Below are 21563 nucleotides of genomic sequence, written 5' to 3'. Positions count from 1 at the left end.
GGCAGTATAGGCGGCCCAGCCTGTGCTCTCAACCGGAGGCGAAGCCGTGGCTGGACAGGGAGCCTGGGGTCTGCTGCAATCGGGCGGCGCCAGCGGGACGGGAGGTGGCCGATGAGCAGGTTGCGCATCGCCGTCGTCGGTGCGACAGGAGCCGTGGGTCAGGAGATGCTGCGGGTGCTGGAGCAGCGCGGCATCGGCGTGGAGGAGCTGCGCGCCTTCGCTTCGCCCCCATCGCGCGGCGCTGCGGTCGTTTTTCGTGGTGAGCCGTTGCCGCTCCGCCTCCTGGAGCCGGGCTGTTTCCGCGGCCTCGATTTCGCCCTCTTCTCCGCCGGCGCCGAGCGCAGCCGGCAATACGCCCCACAAGCCGTGCAGGAAGGGGCGGTGGTGGTGGACAACAGCAGCGCTTTCCGCCTGGATGCGGCGGTGCCGCTGGTGGTTCCGGAAGTCAATGCCTCGGCTTTGGACGGGCACCGCGGTCTCGTCGCCAACCCCAACTGTTCCACCATCCAGATGGTGGTGGCGCTCAAGCCGGTGCGCGACCTCTTCGGTCTGCGTCGCGTCGTCGTGGCCACGTATCAGTCGGTGTCCGGTGCCGGCCGCCGCTCCATGGGAGAACTGGAAGCCGCGAGTCGCGCCTACCTGGCGGGCACTCCCGAACCGCGCGAGGTGTATCCGCGCGGCATCGCCTTCGACGTAGTGCCGCACATCGACGTCCTCGACGCCGCAGGCTGGAGTCGCGAGGAAACCAAGATGCGCCAGGAAAGCCGCAAGATCCTCGGGATGCCGGAGCTGCGTTTGTCGGCCACGTGTGTTCGCGTCCCCGTGTTCCGCTGTCACAGCGAAGCCGTGCACGTGGAGACCGAGAGCCCCGTCGACCTGGAGGCGTTGCGCACCGCCATGCAACGCCAGCCCGGGCTGGCCCTGCGCCCGGAGGCGGACTACCCGCTGGCGCGCGAGCTCGCCGGCCGCGACGAGGTCGGGGTCGGCCGCTTGCGGCTCGATCCACAGGAGCCGCGCAGCCTGGCGTTTTGGGTGGTGTCGGACAATCTGCGCAAGGGCGCGGCGCTGAACGCGGTGCAGATCGTCGAGCACCTTTGCCAGGCGCGAGTGCGCGGCGGCACCTGAAGCATGCGTCTCGTCGGTCTCGCTCTCGGGCGCTACATTCCCCGTTCCTCGCCGCTGCACCGGTTGGATGCGGGCATCAAGCTCGTGGGTGCCTTCTGTTTGGCCACGGCTTCCCTCTGCAGTTCCAGGCTCGACCTGCAGCTGTTGCAGGGAGTGGTTCTTCTCGCCGCTTTCCTTCTCGCCCGCCTACCGGCGCGCTTGCTGCTGCGGGCCCTGCGCGGGGCGGCGTGGCTGCTCGCTTTCGTCGCCCTCGCCAACCTCGGATGGGCGGCCGTCTCCGGCGGTTGGACCCGGGAACAGAATCCAGCCGAGTTCGGCGTCCTCTTGGCCAGGCTCTTGGATCTCGTCCTGCTGAGCGTGCTCTTCACCGCCACCACCGTACCGGTGGATCTCGCCCGTGGCCTCGATCGACTCCTCGGACCTTTGCGGCGCCTGCGTCTCCCGGTGCACGAGCTCGGCTTCCTCCTCGTTCTCGCCTTGAGCTTCATCCCGATCTTCCTCGCCGAAGCGCGCAGCCTCGTGGCCGCGCACCGTACCAAGATGGGCGGCTCGCGCTGGCGCTGGTGGCATCGGCTGCAAGCCGTGGTGCCTCTCGCGGTACCGCTCTTTTTGAGCGTCTTGCGGCGCGCCGACGAACTCGCTGTGGCCCTCGACGCCCGCTGCTTCGTCCCCGGGCGCCCGCGCACCGCCTTCGTTCCGCCGCGTCACGGGCGAGCGGAAGGCACCTGTCTGGCCCTCTGCCTGCTCGTTCTCCTTGCGTCCGTCTGGCTGCGGCGCTAGACCACGGGGCATGACGAACTACCGCATCGATCTCGCTTACGACGGCAGCGATTTCCATGGCTGGCAGGTGCAGCCTGGCCAACGCACGGTGCAGGGAGAACTGCAGCAGGCGCTGGAACACTTGTTCGGAGACCTGGCGGTGCCGGAAGGCGCCGGCAGGACCGACGCCGGCGTGCACGCGGTGGGGCAGGTGGCGAGCTTCCGCCACGACGAGGCGCGGGAGCCAGCCTGGCTGCGGCGGGCCCTCGGTGGCCTCCTGCCGCGGGACATCCAGGTGCACGAGGTGCGGCAGGTGCCGGCGGAGTTCTCCGCACGTCACAGCGCGGTGGCGCGCAGCTACCGCTACCGCTGGCATCGCGGCAGCAGCGTCTTCTGGCGTCGCTACAGCTTGGAGGTGCCCGAGTCGCTGCGCGCCGAACCCATGGACGAAGCGGCGCGCCTGCTCCTCGGCGAACATGATTTCACCGCCTTCGCCGCCAGCGACGCCGGCGTTCACTGCCTCTGCCTGGTGGAGCGGGTCCGGGTTCGTTCCCAGGCCGCCTGGGTGGACCTCGACATCACCGCCAATCGCTTCCTGCACAACATGGTGCGGCGGATCGCTGGAGCCTTGCTCGAGGTCGGGGTGGGGCGCTTGCAGCCGAGCGCGTTGCGCGACATCCTGGAGCAGAGGGACCGCGGCCGAGGCGGTCCCTGCTTGCCGCCCCAGGCGCTTTTCCTCCTGGGCGTGCGCTATCCTGGGGAGCCCGGTCCGGGCCTGGAGCCGGCTTCGTTCCTCGAGTGGAAATGGTGATTTCACAATGAGTCGAGCCTGTGAGCTCGGAGGGCGCCTGAAGCTCTCCCAGAGTGCCGACCGTCGCCTCGAGGCGGGCCCCGCGGTCCTCAGGAGGCCCCATGGCTGAACCCTTCCGGCCGGCCAGCCCGCTTCTCCGGTGGCGGCCTTATGCCGCCGGTTTGCTGACGGGCGTGCTGGTCGGTGTCGCAGTGCTCGCGGTGCTGCATTTTCGTGCTCCGCGGCGGAGCCCGGACGGCGCTCCTGCTGGAGTGGCGCGGGGACGCGAGCACTCCGCCGAGGTGGTGCGCCAGTCCCGCACCACCGCCATCGTCACCGCGGTGGACATGACGCGGCGCGCGGTGGTGACGATCCGCGCCGCCGGCCCCGTCGCGGTGAAATCGCCGATGCTCGATCTCTTCCGCTGGCCCGCGAGCCGGCCACGTACGGTGGACCGCGAGTGGGTGGGGAGCGGTTTCCTCCTCGATCGCGACGGCTTCATCGTCACCATGGCGCACGTGGTGCAAGGGGCCACCGACCTGAGCGTCAGCCTCGGGGACGGCAGCAGCGCTCTCGCCGAGGTGGTGGGCATCGCACCGCGCTTCGACCTGGCGCTCCTGCGCGCCGAGCTCGGCGCGCACGCCGAGGCCAGCCCGGCGCAGCTCGGCGACAGCGACGAGATCATGGTCGGCGAATGGGTCATCGCCATCGGCAGTCCCTTCGGCGATGCCGTCGGCGACCCGCAGCCCTCGGTGAGCGTTGGGGTCATCAGCGCCGTGCGGCGGGACCTGCTGCCGCCGGAAGGCCACCTCGGAGCCTGGCCTTACTTCGATCTGCTGCAGACCGATGCGGCGATCAACAGCGGCAACAGCGGCGGTCCCTTGGTGAACACCAACGGCGAGGTGATCGGCGTCAACATGGCGCTCTACAACGTCGAAATGCGCGCCGCCAACGTGGGCGTCAATTTCTCCGTGCCGATCAACACGGTGAAATGGGTGGTGCAGGAGTTGCGCGAGGTGGGGGAAGTGCGCACCCCCTGGGTGGGGTGGCGCTTGCAAGAGGCGATGCCGCCGGAAACGCGCCGGCGCGTAGGACTGGCCGAGGAAGACGGGGTGCTGCTGGTGAGCGCGGTGGAACCAGGGAGCCCGGCGGCGCGCGCCGGCATCCGGCCTGGTGACGTGCTCATGCAATTGAACGGCCAGGAACCTTACTCGCTGCCACGCGCCGAGCGCATCCTCTTCACGACGCGCGTCGGCGACAGCATCCGCGCCCAGTTGGTGAAGGATGGACAGCGGCTGGACGTGGTGTTAGAAGTAGAGGAGAACCCGAAGGTGCAGGCGCAGCGGCTGCAGCGCCGCCAGCGTTCGCGGAGCTGAAAGCTCCGCCGCGGCGGCGCGGTGGGGGCGTTCCCGCCCGCGGCTGCGGCGGGGTCGAGACGAAGGGATCGCCTTGATTCCGCGCTACAGCCGTCCCGAGATGGCGGCGCTCTGGAGCGACGCCAACCGCCTGCGTTTGTGGACGGAGATCGAAATCCTGGCCTGCGAGGCCCTGGCGGCCACCGGCGTCATCCCGGCCGCCGAAGTCGCGACGCTCCGCCGCCAGGCGAAGCAGGCCGGGGTGGACGCGGCGCAGGTGGCGGAGCGCGAGAAGGCCACGGACCACGACGTCGCTGCCTTCGTCGACGTTCTCGCCGCCGCGGTCGGTCCGGCGTCGCGCTGGCTCCACTTCGGCCTCACCAGCTCCGATGTTCTCGACACCGCGCTGGCCGTGCAATTGCGCGACAGTGGTCGCTTGCTGCTCGGCGGCGTCGACGCCTTCGCCGCCGTCCTCCTGCGGCGCGCGCAAGAGTTCCGCCTCACTCCCATGGTGGGGCGCACCCATGGGATGCATGCCGAACCCCTCACCTTCGGTCTCAAGCTCTTGCACTGGTACGCCGAGATGCGGCGCCACCGACTGCGTCTCGGCCGCGCCGTGGACGCCGTGGCGGTGGGCAAGCTCTCCGGCGCCGTCGGCACCTTTGCCGCTCTCGGACCCGAGGTGGAGGCCCGGGTGTGCCGCGCCTTGGAGCTCGGCTGCGAGCCCCTCGCCACCCAGGTCGTGCCGCGCGACCGGCACGCCGAGTTCGTCGCCGCCCTGGCCTTGCTCGGCTCCGGTTTGGAGCGAATCGCCACCGAGCTGCGGCACCTGCAGCGGAGCGAGGTCGGCGAGGTGGAGGAAGCCTTCGCGGCGACGCAGAAGGGCAGCTCCTCCATGCCGCACAAGCGCAACCCCATACGCAGCGAACGCCTCGTCGGCCTGGCGCGGGTGCTGCGCTCCCAGGTGACGCCGGCGCTGGAGAACGTGGCTCTGTGGCACGAGCGCGACATCTCCCACAGCGCCGTGGAACGCATCATCCTTCCGGATGCCTGTCTCGCTGCCGACTACATGTTGGCCCTGGCCACGCAGCTCGTCGACGGGCTCGTGGTGCGGCCCGAGCGCATGCGGCGCAACCTCGAATCGAGCCGCGGTCTGGTGTTCTCGCAAGCGTTGCTCCTCGCCCTCGTCGGCGCCGGGCTGCTCCGGGATCGGGCCTATCGCCTGGTGCAGGAGGCGAGCCGTGCCGCCCGCGAGGGCGAACGCAGTTTGCGCGACGTCGCTTTGGAGACCGAAGGCATCGAGGCTGTTCTCGGCCGCGCCCAGGTGGAGAAAGTCTTCGATCTCGACCACCAGCTACGGCACGTGGACCAGCTTTTCGCCCGGGTGTTGGAGGCGGACGGCGCATGAACACCCGTGCTCCGGCGTTGCAGCTCGGCGCCCTGGACGATGCGGATCTGGCTCAGGCTCTGCGGCATTTGGGTCTCCACCTCCGCGTCGAGGAGGTGCGCCGGTTGCTCGGCCGGCTGGAGCGCGAGCCGACGCTGGCGGAGCTGGCGCTTCTCGACAGCATGTGGAGCGAGCACTGCTCCTACAAGAGCAGCCGGGCACTGTTGCGCCTGCTCCCCACCCAAGGTCCGCAGGTCGTGCTCGGCCCCGGTGCGGACGCCGGGGTGGTGCGGCTGCCGCGGCGCAGCGAGAACGGCAGCCTCGAGCTTCGGGGCGCGACGCACTGCCTCGCCCTGGGCCACGAGAGCCACAACCATCCGAGCCAGCTGTTGCCCTTCGAAGGTGCCTCCACCGGTATCGGCGGCATCGTACGCGACGTCTACTGCATGGGAGCGGAGGTGATCGGAGTCCTCGATGCCCTGCGTTTCGGCGATCCCGACGGCCCCCAGGCCGAAGTGGTGCGGCAGATCGTGCGCGGTGTAGTGGCAGGAATCGCCCACTACGGCAATGCCCTCGGCGTTCCCAACCTGGGCGGCGAGGTGGAGTTCGACGGCGCCTTCGACGACAACTGTTTGGTCAACGTGGTCGCCCTGGGCAGCATGGAGGAGTCGGATCTGGTGCCGAGCCGCGCCCCGGCGGTCGCGGGCGAGGCAGACTATGTCCTCCTCCTGGTGGGCAAGCCCACCGATGACAGCGGCCTCGGCGGTGCGGCCTTCGCTTCCGGCATTCTCGACACCGACGAGGCCACCCAGGAACGGGGCGCGGTGCAGCTCCCCGACCCCTTCTTCAAGCGTGTGCTCAGCGAAGCGAACCGGGCGGCGCTCGCCTTGCTTCGCCAGAGCGGCCGTCCCTTCGCCATGAAGGATCTCGGCGCCGCCGGCTTGGGGGGCGCGGCGACCGAGATCGCTGGCAGCCTGGGCCTCGTCCTCGACCTCGACGCCGTGCACCGCGATCAGCCGGAGCGGAGCGCGGCGGTGCTCCTGGTGGCGGAGACGCAGGAGCGCTATGTCTTCGCCGTTCCGGCGTCGCTGGCCACCGAGCTGCGCCGGCTCTACGAGGAAGACTTCGAACTCGGCCGGATGGTGCGCGGTGCCGGGGCTCGCGTCATCGGCCGCTTCGACTCGAGCGGGCGGGTGCGGGTGCTGCAGCACGGCCTCGTGCACGTGGATCTGCCCACCGAATGGGTGACCCAGGCGGAGGAGATGCATTGGCCGCGCACGGCCCGTCGCGCCACGCCGCCGCGGCCCGCCGAGCTCCGCGGCCTGCTCCGGCGGGACCTGGAAAAGGACCTGCGCGCCGTGCTCGGCTCCCGCGCCGGTGGTTCGCGTTGGCCGCTGTTCGCGCACTACGACAGCGATGTGCAGGGGCACACGGCCTTCCGTCCCGGGGATGCGGACGCCGGTTTGCTCGTGCCCTGGCGCGACGAGGAACTGGCCGTCGCGGTGGCCGTGGCCGGCCCGGCGCGCCGCGGCAGCAGGGACGCTTACCTCGCGGCGCAAGCGACGGTGTGCGAGGCGGTGCGCAATGTCGTCGCCGTGGGGGCCACGCCCTGGGCCCTGACCGACTGCCTCAACTTCGGCAGCCCGGAGAATCCCGAGTGCATGCACGAGCTGGAAGAGACGGTGCGAGGTCTGGCGGACGCAGCGGACGCTCTCGGCTTCCGCGGTTTCCCCCTGCCGTTCGTCTCCGGAAACGTGAGCTTGTACAACGAGAGCCGCGCCGGTCGCGCCATTCCACCGACGCCCATCGTGGCCTGCGTCGGTGTGGCCCTCGAGGTCGGCCGCTGTCGGGGGATGGCGCTGAAGGAAGCCGGGGAGGTCCTGCTCCGCCTCGGAGCGCAGAGTTCGGCTCTCGGCGGCAGCCTCTACGCCGCGGTCACGGAACAACAGGAGTTGTTCCTGTCCGCGCCACCGAGTCTCGATCTGGAGGCAGAAAAGCGCAGCGCCGAGGCCGTGCTCGCCGCCTACGACGCGGGCGCGCTGCACGCTTGCCGGGACCTCGGTGCCGGGGGCGTCCTGCTCGCACTCTTGGAGATGAGCTTCGGGCGCCGCGGCCAGCCCAGGCTCGGCCTGCGCTTGCGCCTAGGCGCGGACGCCCTGCCCGTCCCGGCGCGTCTCTTCGGCGAAGCACCGGGGTACGTCTGTGCCGTGCCGCGCCGCGAGCTCGACGGATTCGAAAGACTTTGCGCTGCCCACGGCGTTCCGTGCCAGCATCTCGGCGAGGTCCTCGACCGGCCGGAGCTGGAGCTGCAGGCGGAAGGCACAGATCTGCGTTTGCCTCTGGCGCCTCTGGCGCACCTCTGGCTGCAGGCGCTCCAGGATGTGCTCCTCGAGGAGGTGGCTCGATGACCCGGGTGGCCGTGGTCGAGTTTCCCGGGACGAACTGCATGCACGAGACCGCGGCAGCGTTGCGGGCCGCGGGAGCGGTGGCGGAGATCGTGCGCTGGAATGCGCCCGCTGCGGCGGGCGCGGGCTTCGCGGCATACGTCGTGGCCGGAGGCTTCGCCTACGAGGACCGGGTGCGCGCCGGCGTCATCGCCGCCAAGCACGAGATCCTGGCGACGATCGCCGCCGCGGCGGCGGCGGGCAAGCCCGTCCTCGGCGTCTGCAACGGCGCTCAGGTCCTGGTGGAGTCGGGCCTGGTGCCGGCACTGGAGAGTGGCCGGGTGGAGGTGGCGCTGGCGCCCAACGCGGTCCGAGGCTGGAGCGGCTACTACTGCGGCTGGGTGCACTTGCGCCCGGCGCGACACCGGGGCTTCCTGGCGGGATTGCCGCCGGAGACACTCCCCCTGCCGGTGGGGCACGGCGAAGGTCGCTTCACCGGAAAGATGGAACTCTTCCAGCGCTTGGAGCGCGACGGGCAGATCCCGCTCCGCTACGTCACCGCCGCCGGCGGCGAGGCGTCGGACTTCCCGCTCAACCCGAACGGCAGCTTGCTCGGTGCCGCAGCGCTCAGCAACGCTGCGGGCAACGTCGTCGCCCTCATGCCGCACCCCGAACGGGCGGCATGGTTGTATCAAGTACCAGAGACCTTGCCGGGAGCCTGGGGAGAACGACGCCGTCAGGCCTCGGGCCAGGAACTCCTCGGCCCCGGTCCGGGGCTCGCCGTGTACATCCAGTTGGTCCGGGCTGCTGCAGTGTGGTCCGAGGCCTCGTGATGCGACTCGAATTCCTCGTGCGCCGCAAAGGCATCGACGCCACCGCCGAGACCTGTCTCGAGGCGCTACAAGGTCTCATGGGTCTGGCGGTGGAGCGGGTGGAGCACGGCAAGCTCTGGCGCTTCGAGCTGGAAGGGGACGGCGAGAGGGCGCAGCGGAAAGAGGAGATCGCTCGCGCCGCCTGCCGCGCCGGGCGCTACGTCAACACCAACCGGGACGTCTACGCTTGGCTCGACGAAAGCGCCGCCGCCGCGGTGGTGCCCCCTGGACACTCGGCGACGGATCTATGGATCCGTGAGGGCGAGGGGAACGATCCGGTGGCGCAGGCGTACTTCGCGGCCAAGCTCGGCGCCCGGCTGCTCCACCTCCAGCACGGCACGTTGTACCGTCTGTGGGCGCCGCTCGCCGACCCGGCGGCGGCACGTGCCTTCGCCCTGGAGGTCGCGGTGTCCAAGAGCCGCCGCCAGGGCTTGCTCATGAACCCGCATTCGCAGACCTTGGAGGTGTTGCGGGTGTGGCGGCACGAGAGCGGCGAGGAGGGGCGCTACTGAGGTGAGGGTCGAGGCCAGGGAGGAAGGCGACATGGACGGGGCGCAGCAGGAGAGGGGCCGGATGGACGACGGGCGGCACGAACCACAGGGCACCGACGACGGGCTGCACGAGGAATGCGGCATCTTCGGTGTCCATGGCCACGCCGATGCGGCGGAGATGACCTACTACGGCCTCTACTCGCTCCAGCATCGCGGCCAGGAGAGCAGCGGCATCGCGGTCGGCGACGGCAAGGAAGTGCGCTGCCACCGCGGCATGGGCCTGGTGGCCGAGGTCTTCGGCCGGGGCAGCCTGGCACAGTTGCCCGGGCACGTGGCCATCGGCCACAACCGCTATTCCACCTACGGCAGCGTGAGCGTGAGCAACGCCCAGCCCCTGCTGGTGAATTGCCGTTCCGGGAAGCTGGCGGTGGCGCACAACGGCAACCTGGTGAACGCCGCCTCGCTGCGTCGGGGGATGGAGGCGGAGGGGTCGATCTTCCAATCGGACAGCGACACCGAAGTGATCCTGCACCTGGCGGCCCGGAGCCGCGCCACGGATCTCGCCGGTATGCTGAGCGAGGCACTGCGCCAGATCCACGGCGCCGCCTCCTTGGTGTTCGCCACCCGGGACACCCTGGTGGCCTACCGCGATCCGCACGGTTTTCGCCCCCTGGCGCTCGGCCGGGTGGGGAAGGCGACTGTGGTCGCCTCCGAGACCTGTGCCTTCGATCTCCTGGAAGCGGAGTTCGAGCGGGACATCCGGCCCGGGGAGCTCTTCCTCGTCGATGGGAACGGCCGGCGCAGTCTGCAGCTCGAGAGCGACGGTCCCCGGCACCAGTGCATCTTCGAGCACATCTATTTCGCCCGGCCCGACAGCCGCGTCTTCGGCGAGAAGGTGGACCGGGCTCGCCGCCGCAGCGGCAAGCAACTCGCCCGCGAGCATCCGGCCGCCGGCGACATCGTCATCGCCGTGCCCGACTCGAGCAACACCGCCGCCATGGGATACGCCCGCGTCTCCGGCCTGCGTTACGAGATCGGGCTCATCCGCAACCATTACATCGGTCGCACCTTCATCAATCCCGAGCCCGGGCTGCGCAGCTTCGGCGTACGGGTCAAGTTCAACCCGGTTCAGGGCGTCCTCGCCGGCCGCCGCGTTGTGGTGGTGGACGATTCCATCGTGCGGGGGACGACGATGCGCCAGCTGGTGCGCTTGATCCGTGGCGCCGGCGCCGCGGAGGTCCACCTGCGCATCGCCTCGCCGCCGATTCGCTGGCCTTGCTTCTATGGCATCGATACCCCGGCACGGGACGAGCTCCTGGCGGCGCGGATGTCGCTGGAGGCGATGCGGGAATCCCTCGGGGTGGACAGCCTGGGCTACCTGTCGCTGGAAGGCCTCCGCGCCTGCGTCGAGGATCCGCACAACTACTGCTCGGCCTGCTTCGATGGCGACTATCCGGTGGATCCCTTCGGCGCCGAGGAGGCGAAGGCGCGCCGCCGGGCCGCCCTGCCGGAAGGGGATGCGGTGATTTCCGGACGCCCCGGGCAAGACTTCCGGACGCACTGAGACGAGCCTGGCTCCCCTCAGCCAGCGGCGGGACCGCCCGAGTGGCGGGTCTGCCCCCGCCGGCTGCGTTCTTCATTGCGTTGGAGGCCCGTTCTATGTTACATAAATCATTGACAGGCTTTGACGTGGCCGATCGGCCACGGGGGTCGCGCCACCGTCGCGTCGGCACGGCCCCGAAGAGCCGGCGAGCGCCGCCGGCGGTCCGCGCCGAACGCCCCAGGAAGTCGGGCGGGCCGGACGCCCGAGGCGACACCGGAACTCTCGAAGAAGTCGCGGAAAGCGACCTCCCCAGGGCCTGCATGCGGCGCCGAAACAGGCGGGCAGCCGCGGAACCCGGGGGAGACAGGAGCGCAGTCGCTTCCGTGGGAGTACAACACCGAGGAGCCGCGGGATCGACGGGGATCGAGCGCTCGAGCACCCCGTGGGTCCTAAACCGGTCGAACCTGGCAGGGAACGAGACCGAGCCGGCAGGGGTCCGAATCCAGCAGCACCTCGTGTGCGACCTCCGGACCGGCACGTCCACGGTGAGCCACTGGACGAGGGTCACGCACCTGCCCCAGGGAGAGTCCATGCCGTCACATCTGCGACCAGCGACGACCGGACCGACCACCGCGGCGCCCCGACCCTCGCGCCTGAGCGGGAATCCAGTGACATTCCATGCAAAAGGAAATCATCGTCAACTCGACGCCCTACGAGGTTCGCATCGCCATCCTCGAAGACAAGGAGCTGGTTGAACTCCTCATCGAACGCGCCGAAAACAAGCGCATGGTGGGGGACATCTTCAAGGGCGTGGTGACCGCCGTTCTTCCGGGTATCCAAGCCGCATTCGTGGACATCGGGGCCGAGAAGGCCGCCTTCCTGCACGTTTCCGACCTCGTCGATCCCAGCGACGACGAGGAAGAGCCAGGCGAACGCCGCCGCGGTGGCGACAATCGCCAGCTCCCCGCCATCCAGGACGTTCTGAAACGGGGCATGGAGATCCTCGTCCAGGTGACGAAGGAGCCCATCGCCACCAAGGGCCCACGCATCACCACGCAGATCTCGCTCCCCGGGCGCTACGCCGTGATCATGCCCAACGCCGATCACGTGGGCGTCTCCCGCAAGATCGAGGAGCGCGCCGAGCGCGTGCGCCTGAAGGCCCTGGTGGAGGAGTTCAAGCCCCAAGGCTGCGGCCTCATCGTCCGCACCGTCGGCGAGGGGGTGGAACGCCGCGCCTTGGAAGTGGACGTGGAGAACCTGGTGCACCTGTGGAAGCGCATCCAGGAAAAGGCGGCGGCGGCGCCGGCCCCGAGCCTGGTGCACGAAGACGTCGGCTTGGTCATCGGCCTGGTGCGGGACATCCTGAACGAGAACGTCAGCCTCCTGGTGCTGGACGACCGCAAGGCCCACGAGCAGCTCACCGCCTATCTCAAGGACATCGCTCCGGACATGCTGCGTCAGGTCAAGCTGTACGAGGAACCCATGCCGATCTTCGACCGCTACGGGGTGGAGAGCGAGATCGACAAGACCCTGGACCGCAAGGTGTGGTTGAAGAAGGGCGGTTACGTCGTCATCGAGCAGACCGAGGCGCTGGTCTCGGTGGACGTCAACACCGGCCGGTTCACGGGGAAGAAGAACCAAGAAGAGACCATCCTCAAGACCAACATGCTGGCGGCGCGGGAGATCGCCCGGCAGCTGCGGCTGCGGGACATCGGCGGCATCATCGTCATCGACTTCATCGACATGGAAAGCGAGGCCAACAAGAGGCGGGTCTTCCAGGAGCTGCGTTCCGCTCTGAAGCAGGACCGGGCCAAGACCAAGGCTTTCCAGGTCAGCGACCTGGGTCTGGTGGAGATGAGTCGCCAGCGCGTGCGCCCCAGCCTCTACCACTTCATGAGCGACCAGTGCTCCTACTGCGAGAGCACCGGGCACGTGCTCTCCCTCGACTCCATCGCCAACCGCATCGAGCGCATGCTCCGCCGGGTGAGCCACTACACCCGGGCGCGGGAGCTGCGCCTGCAGGCCAGCCCCAGGCTCGTGCTCTTCCTGCGCGAGGAGCGCTGGCAGCGCTTGCGCGAGCTCATGCAGGTGACCGGGGTGATGGTGGATCTCGTCGACGATCCGCGGCTGCACCGGGAGGACTTCCGCCTCGTGTCGGTGGAGAGCGGCGAGGACCTCATGCGCTTCGTCTCCCATCTGCGCGGCAACGGCGATGCACGGCCAGGCCCGCCGGACCTGGGACCGCGCCGGCGCCCGGCGCCGTTGCGGGGACGGCGCGGCCCGGCTCCGGCCGGAGTCGCGAGCGGTGAAGCCGGCCCGGTGGCGCGACCGGATGTGGCGCGGCCCGAGCCGGCGCGGCCGCCCGAGCGCCGGCGGCCGAACGGCGACCCCGGACGCCGCGGCGGGCCGCCGCGGGAGGGTTACGGCAGCGGCGGTAGCGGCGGCAGGCGGCGCCGCGGCGGGCGCGGGCGCGGCAGGCGGGGCCGGCCGTACCTGGAAGACAACCCGCGGCTGAACGAAGCCGGGACGCGGACTGCCGAGCCCAGCCAGGGCCCGCCGAGCCCCTCGGGCTTGACGGATGGCCCCCCGGATTGATAGAGAAGAGCGTTTGGCGAGAGGAATGAGCCGTGTTCGCAGTCGTTCAGATCGCAGGCAAGCAGTTCGAGGTGAGGCCCGAGCAGCGCCTCCGGGTGCCCCGGCTCGACGCCGCGCCGGGGGCTGAAGTGGAGTTCGACCACGTTCTCCTCGTCCGGAGCGACGCGGCCATGCTCACCGGCGCCCCGACGGTGGAGGGCGCGCGCGTCACCGCCCGGGTGCTGGAGCACTCGCGGGAGCGCAAGATCATCGTTTTCCGCAAGCGCCGGCGCAAGGATTCCAAGAAGCGCAACGGGCACCGGCAGCCGTATTCCTCCATCGAGATCCAGGCGATCCGACTGCCCTAGAGTCGTCGCGGCGGGAGTCCAAGACGTGGCACACAAAAAAGGTCAAGGTTCGACGCGCAACGGGCGCGACAGCAACCCGAAATACCTCGGCGTCAAGCGCGGCGACGGCCAGCAGGTGCGGGCTGGCAACATCCTGGTGCGCCAGCGCGGTACGCGCATCCACGCGGGCGACAATGTCGGCAGCGGGCGCGACCACACCCTGTTCGCTCTGGTCGACGGCCGCGTGGTCTTCGAGCGGGTCGGGCGCGAGCGCAAAGCGGTCCGCATCGAGACGAGCTGAGCCCGAGACCTTGCGCGCCGGCGCAGCGTACGCGAACATGAACACGGGGGCTCGCACGATAGCCCCCGTGTCCTTTTTTGGGCCCGGAACTTACGAAGCTGGGTGCAGCGAATGCATCGCCCCGTTCTCCTCGGCCTCCTTGCTCTGCTCGCCGCCGGCAACGCCGGCGCGCAAACCACCACACCCGAGCCAAGCCCGGCGGAGGTCAAGGAGTACATCCTCTTCAGCGAGATCGTTCGTGTGGCGGCGCCGGGCAAGGCGCTGGACCTCTCCTTCGGCCAGGGGAACACGGGCTCGGTGAAGCCCGACGACGTGGTGTGGATCCTGGATCCGACCGCACCCGGTCTCGCCGGGATCGCCTGCCGCCCGATCCGCGACACCGCCAAGGCCGGCGAGGCCATGGGTCGGCTTGGCGGCACAGAGCTCCGGGGCGGCGTGGCGACGCACGTGCGCTCCGGCCAGGAAGGTGCCTACGTTCTCGACGCCGACGGCCGGTTGTGGCTCTGGCGTGGCGGCCGCGCCGATAGCCTGCGCGTGGGCAAGGGCATCGCCACCTCGACCGACGTGGACGCCAACGGCTCCGGCCTCCTCGCCGTCCTCTGGGGAAAGGAAGTCCTGGTTTTCCTCGGCTTCCCGAGCCCGCCGGCATGGCGCTTCAGCCTGGAAGCGGACCTGCTGCCCGCGGTGGGTGTGGCCGTGAGCGCCGGGGCGGAAATCGTCGTCGCCGGCCGCGGCTCGGTGTGTGTGGCCGTCTACGACCTCGATGCCAACGGCACCTACCGGCGTCTACGCTCGGCCACAGCAGCGTCCCTCGGCGTCCAGGGCACGGGCGGTGTCGAGGTGCCGCCGTTCATGATCCTGCCCACGGAGGGGAAAGAGGCTTACGTGGATCAGGATCGGTTCGTCGTTCTCACCGACGCCGGAGCCGGAGCGCTGCTGCTGCTCGAACGCAGCAGCCTCCGCCGCGTCGGGCGCTGGGAGATCCGGGGCCAGATCCCCGGCGCCGCGCCCGGCAAGCTGGACGTGAGCAACCGGGGCCAGATCGCTTTCGTGGACCAACGGGACGGCGTGGCGCAAGTGTTGCCGACACGGGTGTTGGTGGCGATGCTGGAGGGCGCCGAGAAGATCCGCTGGCGGCGGTTGGAGCCGCAACCCGAGGTCTACCGGGTGCACGCCGGCGACACGCTGAACCTGCCGCCGAGGAAATGATGGCCACCCGACGCCACCGCGCCGCAGTGATCCCCGCCCGCTTCGCTTCCACCCGTTTCCCCGGCAAGCCCCTGGCGTTGCTCGCCGGCAAGCCCATGGTGGTGCACGTGCTCGAGCGCGTGCACGCCGCCGCTCTCTTCGACACGGTGTGCGTCGCCACCGACGACGCACGGATCGCCGCCGCCGTCGGTGCCGCCGGCGGGGAGGCGCGACTGACGAGCATGGCACACCGCACCGGGACCGAGCGCGTCGCCGAAGTGGCCGCGGCTTTCCCCTCCGATGCCTGGGTCTACAACGTGCAAGGCGACGAACCCTTGCTGCCCCCGGCATTGCTGGGCGAACTCGTGCGTTTCGTCGAGTCGCAGCCGCAGGTCGAGATGGCGACCGCGGCACATCCCAGCACCGTGGTGGAGGATTTCCACGCTCCGCAGGTGGTCAAGGTGGTGACCGACGCGGCCGGCAAGGCACTGTACTTTTCCCGCGCCCCTTTGCCCCATGACGACGGCGGGGAGACGACGTTCTTGCATCACATCGGCCTCTACGCTTTCCAGCGGCAGACGCTGCTCCGTTTCGTGAGCTTGGCCCCGGGCCCGCTGGAACGCCGGGAGAACCTGGAGCAGCTCCGGGCCCTGGAGCATGGCATCCCCATCCACGTGCTCGTTACCGCCCACGCCACACGGGGCGTGGATACGCCGGCCGACCTGAAAGCCGTTGCCACGCGCCTGCAGCCCTCCCTAGAATCGCCAGGAGTGCCGCACATTTGAGAGGGTGCATGCCGGGACCGAGGGGCGCAGCATGACCAGGTACGTTTTCATCACCGGCGGTGTCGTTTCCTCCCTGGGGAAAGGAATCGTCACCGCCTCTCTCGGCCTGTTGCTCAAGCGCCGGGGGCTGCAGGTAGCGCTGCAGAAGTTCGACCCCTATCTGAACGTCGACCCCGGGACCATGAGTCCTTTCCAGCACGGCGAGGTGTTCGTCACCGACGACGGCACCGAGACCGATCTCGATCTGGGCCACTACGAGCGCTTCACCGATGTCAACCTCGGGCGTCAGCACAACACCACGGCAGGACAGATCTACGAGTCCCTCATCCGCAAGGAGCGCCGCGGCGATTTCCTCGGACACACGGTGCAGGTCGTGCCGCACGTCACCGATGCGATCAAAGAACGCATCCGCGCCGCCGCCGACGGCAACGACATCGTGGTCACCGAGATCGGCGGCACCGTGGGCGACATCGAGGGCCTGCCCTTCCTGGAAGCCGTGCGCCAGTTCCGCCTCGAGGTGGGACCGCGGCAGTGCATGAACGTGCACGCCACCTTGGTGCCCTACATTCGGGCCGCCAAGGAAGTGAAGACCAAGCCGACGCAGCACAGCGTCGCCACCTTGCGCTCCATCGGGCTGCAGCCCGACGTGCTGCTCTGCCGCACCGAGATGGCGCTCGGCGAAGCGGTGTTGCGCAAGATCGGCCTCTATTGCAACGTCGAGACCCGTGCCGTCATCGCCGTCCCGGACGTGCAATCCATTTACGAGGTGCCGCTCTTGCTCTCCGAGCAGGAGCTCGACGCCATCGTCCTGGAGCGACTGGGCGTGGAAGCGCAGCCCCTGCAGCTGGACTCCTGGCGGCAGATGGTGCAGCGCCTGCGCGAGATCCGCGACGAAGTGGAGATCGCCGTCTGTGGCAAGTACGTGCAGCTGCAGGACGCCTACAAGAGCATCATCGAGGCCTTCACCCACGCCGGGGTGGAGAATCGCGTCCGGGTCCGCATCCGCTGGGTGAGCTCGGAGGAAGTGGAGGGTCGGGGCGCCGCCGCACTGCTGCGCGGGGTGAGCGGGGTTCTCGTCCCCGGCGGTTTCGGCGAGCGGGGAATCGAGGGCAAGATCGCCGCTTGTCGTTGGGCGCGAGAGCACCGGGTGCCGCTCTTCGGCATCTGCTTGGGGCTGCAGTGCGCGGTGATCGAGTTCGCCCGCAACGTCCTCGGTCTCGCCGAAGCCAACAGCTCCGAGTTCGCTCCCACCACTCCGGATCCGGTCATCGATCTCCTGCCGGACCAGAACGGGGTCGTGAAAGGCGGCACCATGCGACTCGGGAGCTACCCTTGCAAGCTGCGCGCGGGGTCGCTGGCGGCCGCAGCCTACGGCACCGCGGAGGTGCACGAACGCCACCGGCATCGCTGGGAAGTGAGCCCGGCCTACGCCGAACGTCTCGCCGCTGCGGGGATGGCGATCTCCGGCGTGTCTCCCGACGGTCAGCTGGTCGAGATCGTCGAGATCCCCGAGCATCCATTCTTCCTGGCGGTCCAGTTCCACCCGGAGCTGAAGAGCCGGCCCGAACGCCCGCACCCGCTCTTCCGGCGCTTCGTGGCCGCCGCCAAGGCGCAGCGTGATGCCGGCGCCCCCGGAGCGCCCGAAGCGGCGCAGGCGGGTCTGCACTGACGAGGAGCTCCATGGCGCGGGAATTCGTCATCGGCGGCGATGCCGGCACGCCGGCACGCGTGGGCGGGCAGGCGCCGTTGCTGGTCATCGCCGGTCCCTGCGTCATCGAGAGCGCCGACCAAGCGCTGCGCACCGCCGCCACCCTGGCCCAGCTCTGTCGCGGCTTGGAGCTGGGTTTCGTCTTCAAGTCGAGCTACCTGAAGGACAATCGTACCGCCGTGGATTCCCCGGTGGGCCCCGGGTTGGAAGAAGGCTTGCGCGTGCTGGAGCGAGTGCGCGCCGAGATCGGCGTGCCGGTGCTCTCGGATGTGCACGAACGCGGCGAGATCGCCGCGGCGGCCCAGGTTCTGGACGTGCTGCAGATCCCGGCGTTCCTCTGCCGCCAGACCCGCTTGCTGCTGGAAGCGGCGGCCACCGGGCGGTGCGTGAACGTGAAGAAGGGGCAGTTCCTCGCCCCCGACGATGTGGAGCACTTGGTGCGCAAATACGAGGCTCGCGGCAGCGGCGGTCTCCTGCTCACCGAGCGCGGCACCACCTTCGGCTACGGCAACCTGGTGGTGGACATGCGCAGCCTCGCCATCCTGCGTCGCTTCGGGCATCCCGTGGTCTTCGATGTCACCCACAGCTTGCAGCGGCCCGGTGGCGCCGGCCGCGAAAGCGGCGGCGAGCGCGAATTCGCCCCCGTGCTGGCGCGGGCGGCGTGCGCCGCTGGCGTCGACGCCCTCTTCTTGGAAGCCCATCCGGAGCCGGAACGCGCCTGGAGCGACCGGCACACCCAGATTCCCTTGCCGGCGGTGCCAGCGCTGCTCGCCGAGGCGCGGGAGTTCCACGAGACGCGCCGTCGCAGCCAGCAAACGCAACACTAGAGTCGAGAAGTCGAGCCGACGGTGGAGGAGCAGATGGATCGGCCAGAGCGTCGCACCCTGGGCCACCGGCGTCCGGCCGGCGGGGCGGTCACCGCCGCCGGGCAGGATGAATCCGAGGCGGCGCCGGGTGGATCCGGCGCGGCAGCGAGTGCCGCCGCCCGTCAGGCGCTGCAGGACGCCCATCTCGTCTTCGACAAGGAAATCGCGGGCTTGCGCGCGGTGCAACAGCGCCTGGGTGCCTCGTTCGTGGCCGCCGTGGACCTCCTCGAGGCCTGCAGCGGCCGCGTCGTGGTTTCCGGTGTCGGCAAGTCCGGCATCGCGGCCAAGAAGATCGCCGCGACGCTGACGAGCACGGGAACGCCGAGTTTCTACCTGCATCCGGTGGAAGCAGCCCACGGCGACCTGGGGCTCCTCGCCGCTGGTGACGTGGTGGTCGCCGTCTCCTACAGCGGCGCCAACGAGGAATTCGAGGAGCTGGTGACGGCGGCGAAACGCATGCATCTCCCGCTCCTCGCGCTCACCGGGAATCGGGAATCCTGGATCGCTCGAGCGAGCCAACTGGTCATCGACTGCCGCGTTCCCGAGGAAGCCTGTCCCCTCAATTTGGCGCCCACCGCCAGCACCACGGCGACGCTCGCTGTGGGCGATGCCCTGGCGGTGGCGCTGCTGCAGCGTCGGGGCTTCCAGCCCGAGGACTTCGCCGCCGTGCATCCGAGCGGCGTTCTCGGCCGCCGCCTCGTTCTCACGGTGGGGGAGGTGATGAAGCGCGGCGAGGAACTGCCCCGGGTGCAGCCCGACACCACGCTGCGCAACGCCTTGTTCGTCATGATGGAGAAGCGCTTGGGCTGCGTCTTCGTCGTGGATTCGGGCGAGAAGCTGCTCGGGATCATCACCGATGGGGATCTGAAGCGCATCTTGGTGCGTGATGCCGAGGGGCTGCAGCGGCCGGTGCACAGCGTCATGGTCCAGGGGCCGAAGCGCATCGAGGCGGCAGCCCTGGTGGTGCAAGCGCTGCGGCGGATGGAGGAGAACCCCGGCGGCGCCATCACCCAGCTCGCGGTGGTGGATGAGGAGGGGAGGCTGCTCGGGGCCATCCATCTCCACGACATCGTCCGTGTGGGACTCGCCACGGCGCCGCCGCCTTGAGCGCCGCTGCGGCGCCCTGGAATAAAAAACGCTCTCGCGATGCTTTTTTCGGGGGGACGCGATGGCGTACGAGGACGAGGTGGCGCGCCGGCGCCGCTTCGAGGCCGAGGCCTTGCCGCACCTGGAGGCCCTCTACCGCACCGCGGTGCGCCTGACGCGAAACACCAGCGATGCCGAGGACCTGGTCCAGGAAACCTACTTCAAGGCCTATCGCTTCTGGGATCGGTACGAGCCCGGCACCCATTGCAAGGCCTGGCTGCTCAAGATCCTGACGAACACGCGGATCAACCAGGCAGTCAAGGAGGCCAAGCAACCGCCGCAGGTCGATTTCGACGCGGTCGCGGCGGCGGTGCCTGGGGCGGCGCCAGCGCCGGACGAAACGCCGAACCACGGCGATCTGGCGGCTTTCGCCGCGCTCCTGGACGACGAGTTCGCCGCGGCCCTGGAGCAGTTGCCGGAAGAGTTCCTTCTGATACTCCTTCTCTACGCCGAGGAAGGGTACGCGTACAAGGAGATCGCCACGATCCTCGACATCCCGATCGGCACGGTGATGTCGCGCCTCTTCCGCGCGCGCAAACTGCTGCAAACGGCGCTCCGCGGCTACGCGCGCCGTCGCGGGGTGTTGAAGGAAACGAATCCATGAGTTGCAACCTGGAGCACGACCAGCTGCTCCTCTTCCTGCGTGGTGCCTTGCCCGCGGCGGCGGCGGCGCAGGTGGCGCTCCACCTGGAGACGTGCCCCACCTGCCAGGCAGAACCCTTGCTGCCCCCGGAGTTCGCCGGCTTGTTGCGCCAGAAGTTGCCGCCCGCGCCAGCGGCGAACCCGGCCTTCTCCCGCCGTCTGCGCTCCGCTTTCGGCACCGGAGCAGCGCCAGGGCCCGCGGCGGCGGTCCCGGGAGCCGGCGGTGCCGCACCCTGGCAGCGGCTGCTGGCCTCGCCGTGGACGCCGCGCCTCGCCATGGTCACGGTCCTTGCATGTCTGGTCTTCTTGCCCGTTCGCAGTGTGCTGCGGGCCCCGGCGCTGGCCGAGGATTCGGTCCAGCGCCACGAGGCGCACGCGCGCAGCTTCGGCGGCCCGGTGCCGCGATGCTGCCGCGACCTCCATCGTGGTCTCGGCGACCGCCTCGAGGCGCCATCGGCAGGTGCCGTGGTGCGGGACTTGCGGGGGGCTGGACTGGAGCTCGTCATGGTGAGCCAGTGCGGGGGAGGAACGCCGGTGAACCAGATCTGCTATCGCTCTGGCAGCGGCGCCCTCTTTTCGCTTTACATCAGCGACGGTTTGGCGGAAAAATTCCAGGCACTGCACCTGCGGAGCGAGGGCGGCCTGCGGCACGCCCGCTTTCGCGTGCACGACAGTGCGGTGGCTCTCTGGGAACGGCGCGGACTCGTCTACGAGTGGGTCGGCCCGCACGGAAGCACGGAGTATGACCGAGCGCTCGGCCTCTTGCAGCGCTTGGAGTGAGCGGATGGCGCCAGGTACGATGAACCGACTCTCTGCCCTCGTCCTCTTTGCCCTGGCTCTCGGGCCCGTCGCGGCGTCCGCCGGGGAACGCTTGCTCCTGCTCAGCGACCTGGAAAGCAGGGCGCAGCAAGTCTCGGTGGGGATCCGCAAGCCCTTCACCGTGTACCTGGTGGCGGAGCGCGACGCGGAGAAGCCGCAGATCTCGACCGTGGCGTTCAAGCTCGAAGTGCCCGACGGCGTCGTGGTCATGGGCGAGGATCTCCTGGTGGAATCCTTGGTGGCCCTGGGCACGCCGCGCGCCGGCATGCACTTGGCTTTCCATTGCCTGGAGCAGAAGCAGGTGCCGGTGTACCGCTTCAAGATGGTGGCCACCAAGCCCCTGGAGCGCGCGACGCTGCGCACGGTGCCGGAAAACAAGACCGATTTCCTGGGGATCGTGGCCTGCCGCGACGAGAACTTCGAGAAGTGGTCCTGTGCTCCCGCGGTGTTGACCATCACTTCCAAGTAGCCCTCTCACTCG

20 protein-coding genes are annotated in these 21563 nt (G+C 69.5%); all 20 read left to right on the top strand.

Translation table 11 applies throughout. From position 1 onward, the window contains the following. Positions 1-111 precede the first annotated feature (111 nt). The 20 genes from VFE28_11425 to VFE28_11330 all read left to right on the top strand — a co-directional run bounded on the left by VFE28_11425 (position 112) and on the right by VFE28_11330 (position 21551). Positions 112-1125, top strand: a complete 1014-nt coding sequence (locus VFE28_11425) for an aspartate-semialdehyde dehydrogenase (GenBank protein HZM16602.1) — start codon at positions 112-114, stop codon at positions 1123-1125. Between the two features lie 3 nt (positions 1126-1128). Further along, positions 1129-1905, top strand: coding sequence for an energy-coupling factor transporter transmembrane protein EcfT (locus VFE28_11420; protein ID HZM16601.1), 777 nt, complete (start codon positions 1129-1131; stop codon positions 1903-1905). Between the two features lie 10 nt (positions 1906-1915). Next, complete coding sequence (gene truA, locus VFE28_11415; GenBank protein ID HZM16600.1) at positions 1916-2695, top strand: tRNA pseudouridine(38-40) synthase TruA; 780 nt, start codon at positions 1916-1918, stop codon at positions 2693-2695. A gap of 101 nt (positions 2696-2796) precedes the next feature. After that, positions 2797-4050: a trypsin-like peptidase domain-containing protein gene (locus tag VFE28_11410; GenBank protein HZM16599.1), complete on the top strand. Its 1254-nt coding sequence runs from the start codon at positions 2797-2799 to the stop codon at positions 4048-4050. Between the two features lie 73 nt (positions 4051-4123). Further along, positions 4124-5437 carry an adenylosuccinate lyase gene (purB, locus tag VFE28_11405; GenBank protein ID HZM16598.1) on the top strand — a complete coding sequence of 438 codons (1314 nt, stop codon included), beginning with the start codon at positions 4124-4126 and terminating at the stop codon, positions 5435-5437. Then, positions 5434-7824, top strand: a complete 2391-nt coding sequence (purL, locus tag VFE28_11400) for a phosphoribosylformylglycinamidine synthase subunit PurL (GenBank protein ID HZM16597.1) — start codon at positions 5434-5436, stop codon at positions 7822-7824. Before purB ends, purL begins: the two co-directional genes overlap by 4 nt. Continuing rightward, the gene (gene purQ / locus VFE28_11395) at positions 7821-8633 is read left to right on the top strand and encodes a phosphoribosylformylglycinamidine synthase I (protein HZM16596.1); all 813 of its coding nucleotides are present in this window, start codon (positions 7821-7823) and stop codon (positions 8631-8633) included. The genes purL and purQ overlap by 4 nt, the downstream gene beginning before the upstream one ends. Continuing rightward, positions 8630-9184 carry a hypothetical protein gene (locus tag VFE28_11390; GenBank protein HZM16595.1) on the top strand — a complete coding sequence of 185 codons (555 nt, stop codon included), beginning with the start codon at positions 8630-8632 and terminating at the stop codon, positions 9182-9184. The genes purQ and VFE28_11390 overlap by 4 nt, the downstream gene beginning before the upstream one ends. A gap of 1 nt (position 9185) precedes the next feature. Continuing rightward, positions 9186-10727, top strand: coding sequence for an amidophosphoribosyltransferase (gene purF / locus VFE28_11385; GenBank protein ID HZM16594.1), 1542 nt, complete (start codon positions 9186-9188; stop codon positions 10725-10727). Between the two features lie 657 nt (positions 10728-11384). Then, positions 11385-13301: an Rne/Rng family ribonuclease gene (locus VFE28_11380; GenBank protein HZM16593.1), complete on the top strand. Its 1917-nt coding sequence runs from the start codon at positions 11385-11387 to the stop codon at positions 13299-13301. 32 nt (positions 13302-13333) lie between these two features. Then, a complete protein-coding gene (rplU, locus tag VFE28_11375) occupies positions 13334-13648 on the top strand; it encodes a 50S ribosomal protein L21 (GenBank protein ID HZM16592.1) in 315 nt (104 codons plus the stop codon). Positions 13649-13673: 25 nt separating this feature from the next. Then, a complete protein-coding gene (rpmA, locus tag VFE28_11370; GenBank protein HZM16591.1) occupies positions 13674-13928 on the top strand; it encodes a 50S ribosomal protein L27 in 255 nt (84 codons plus the stop codon). Between the two features lie 102 nt (positions 13929-14030). Continuing rightward, positions 14031-15137 carry a hypothetical protein gene (locus VFE28_11365; GenBank protein ID HZM16590.1) on the top strand — a complete coding sequence of 369 codons (1107 nt, stop codon included), beginning with the start codon at positions 14031-14033 and terminating at the stop codon, positions 15135-15137. Beyond that, on the top strand, positions 15137-15901 hold the full coding sequence (gene kdsB / locus VFE28_11360) for a 3-deoxy-manno-octulosonate cytidylyltransferase (GenBank protein ID HZM16589.1): 765 nt from the start codon (positions 15137-15139) through the stop codon (positions 15899-15901). The genes VFE28_11365 and kdsB overlap by 1 nt, the downstream gene beginning before the upstream one ends. Positions 15902-15932: 31 nt before the next feature. Continuing rightward, on the top strand, positions 15933-17570 hold the full coding sequence (locus VFE28_11355; protein ID HZM16588.1) for a CTP synthase: 1638 nt from the start codon (positions 15933-15935) through the stop codon (positions 17568-17570). Positions 17571-17581: 11 nt separating this feature from the next. Continuing rightward, a complete protein-coding gene (gene kdsA, locus VFE28_11350) occupies positions 17582-18436 on the top strand; it encodes a 3-deoxy-8-phosphooctulonate synthase (GenBank protein HZM16587.1) in 855 nt (284 codons plus the stop codon). A 33-nt stretch (positions 18437-18469) separates the two neighbouring features. Continuing rightward, positions 18470-19582 carry a KpsF/GutQ family sugar-phosphate isomerase gene (locus VFE28_11345; protein HZM16586.1) on the top strand — a complete coding sequence of 371 codons (1113 nt, stop codon included), beginning with the start codon at positions 18470-18472 and terminating at the stop codon, positions 19580-19582. A 61-nt stretch (positions 19583-19643) separates the two neighbouring features. Then, complete coding sequence (locus VFE28_11340) at positions 19644-20225, top strand: sigma-70 family RNA polymerase sigma factor (GenBank protein ID HZM16585.1); 582 nt, start codon at positions 19644-19646, stop codon at positions 20223-20225. Continuing rightward, on the top strand, positions 20222-21043 hold the full coding sequence (locus tag VFE28_11335) for a zf-HC2 domain-containing protein (GenBank protein ID HZM16584.1): 822 nt from the start codon (positions 20222-20224) through the stop codon (positions 21041-21043). Before VFE28_11340 ends, VFE28_11335 begins: the two co-directional genes overlap by 4 nt. A 19-nt stretch (positions 21044-21062) precedes the next feature. After that, positions 21063-21551, top strand: a complete 489-nt coding sequence (locus VFE28_11330) for a hypothetical protein (GenBank protein HZM16583.1) — start codon at positions 21063-21065, stop codon at positions 21549-21551. Positions 21552-21563 lie beyond the last annotated feature (12 nt).

This window comes from Candidatus Krumholzibacteriia bacterium (genome assembly GCA_035649275.1).
GTDB lineage: Bacteria > Krumholzibacteriota > Krumholzibacteriia.
Note: the sequence above shows the minus strand (reverse complement) of the source record. Positions and strands in the feature narration are given on the sequence as shown.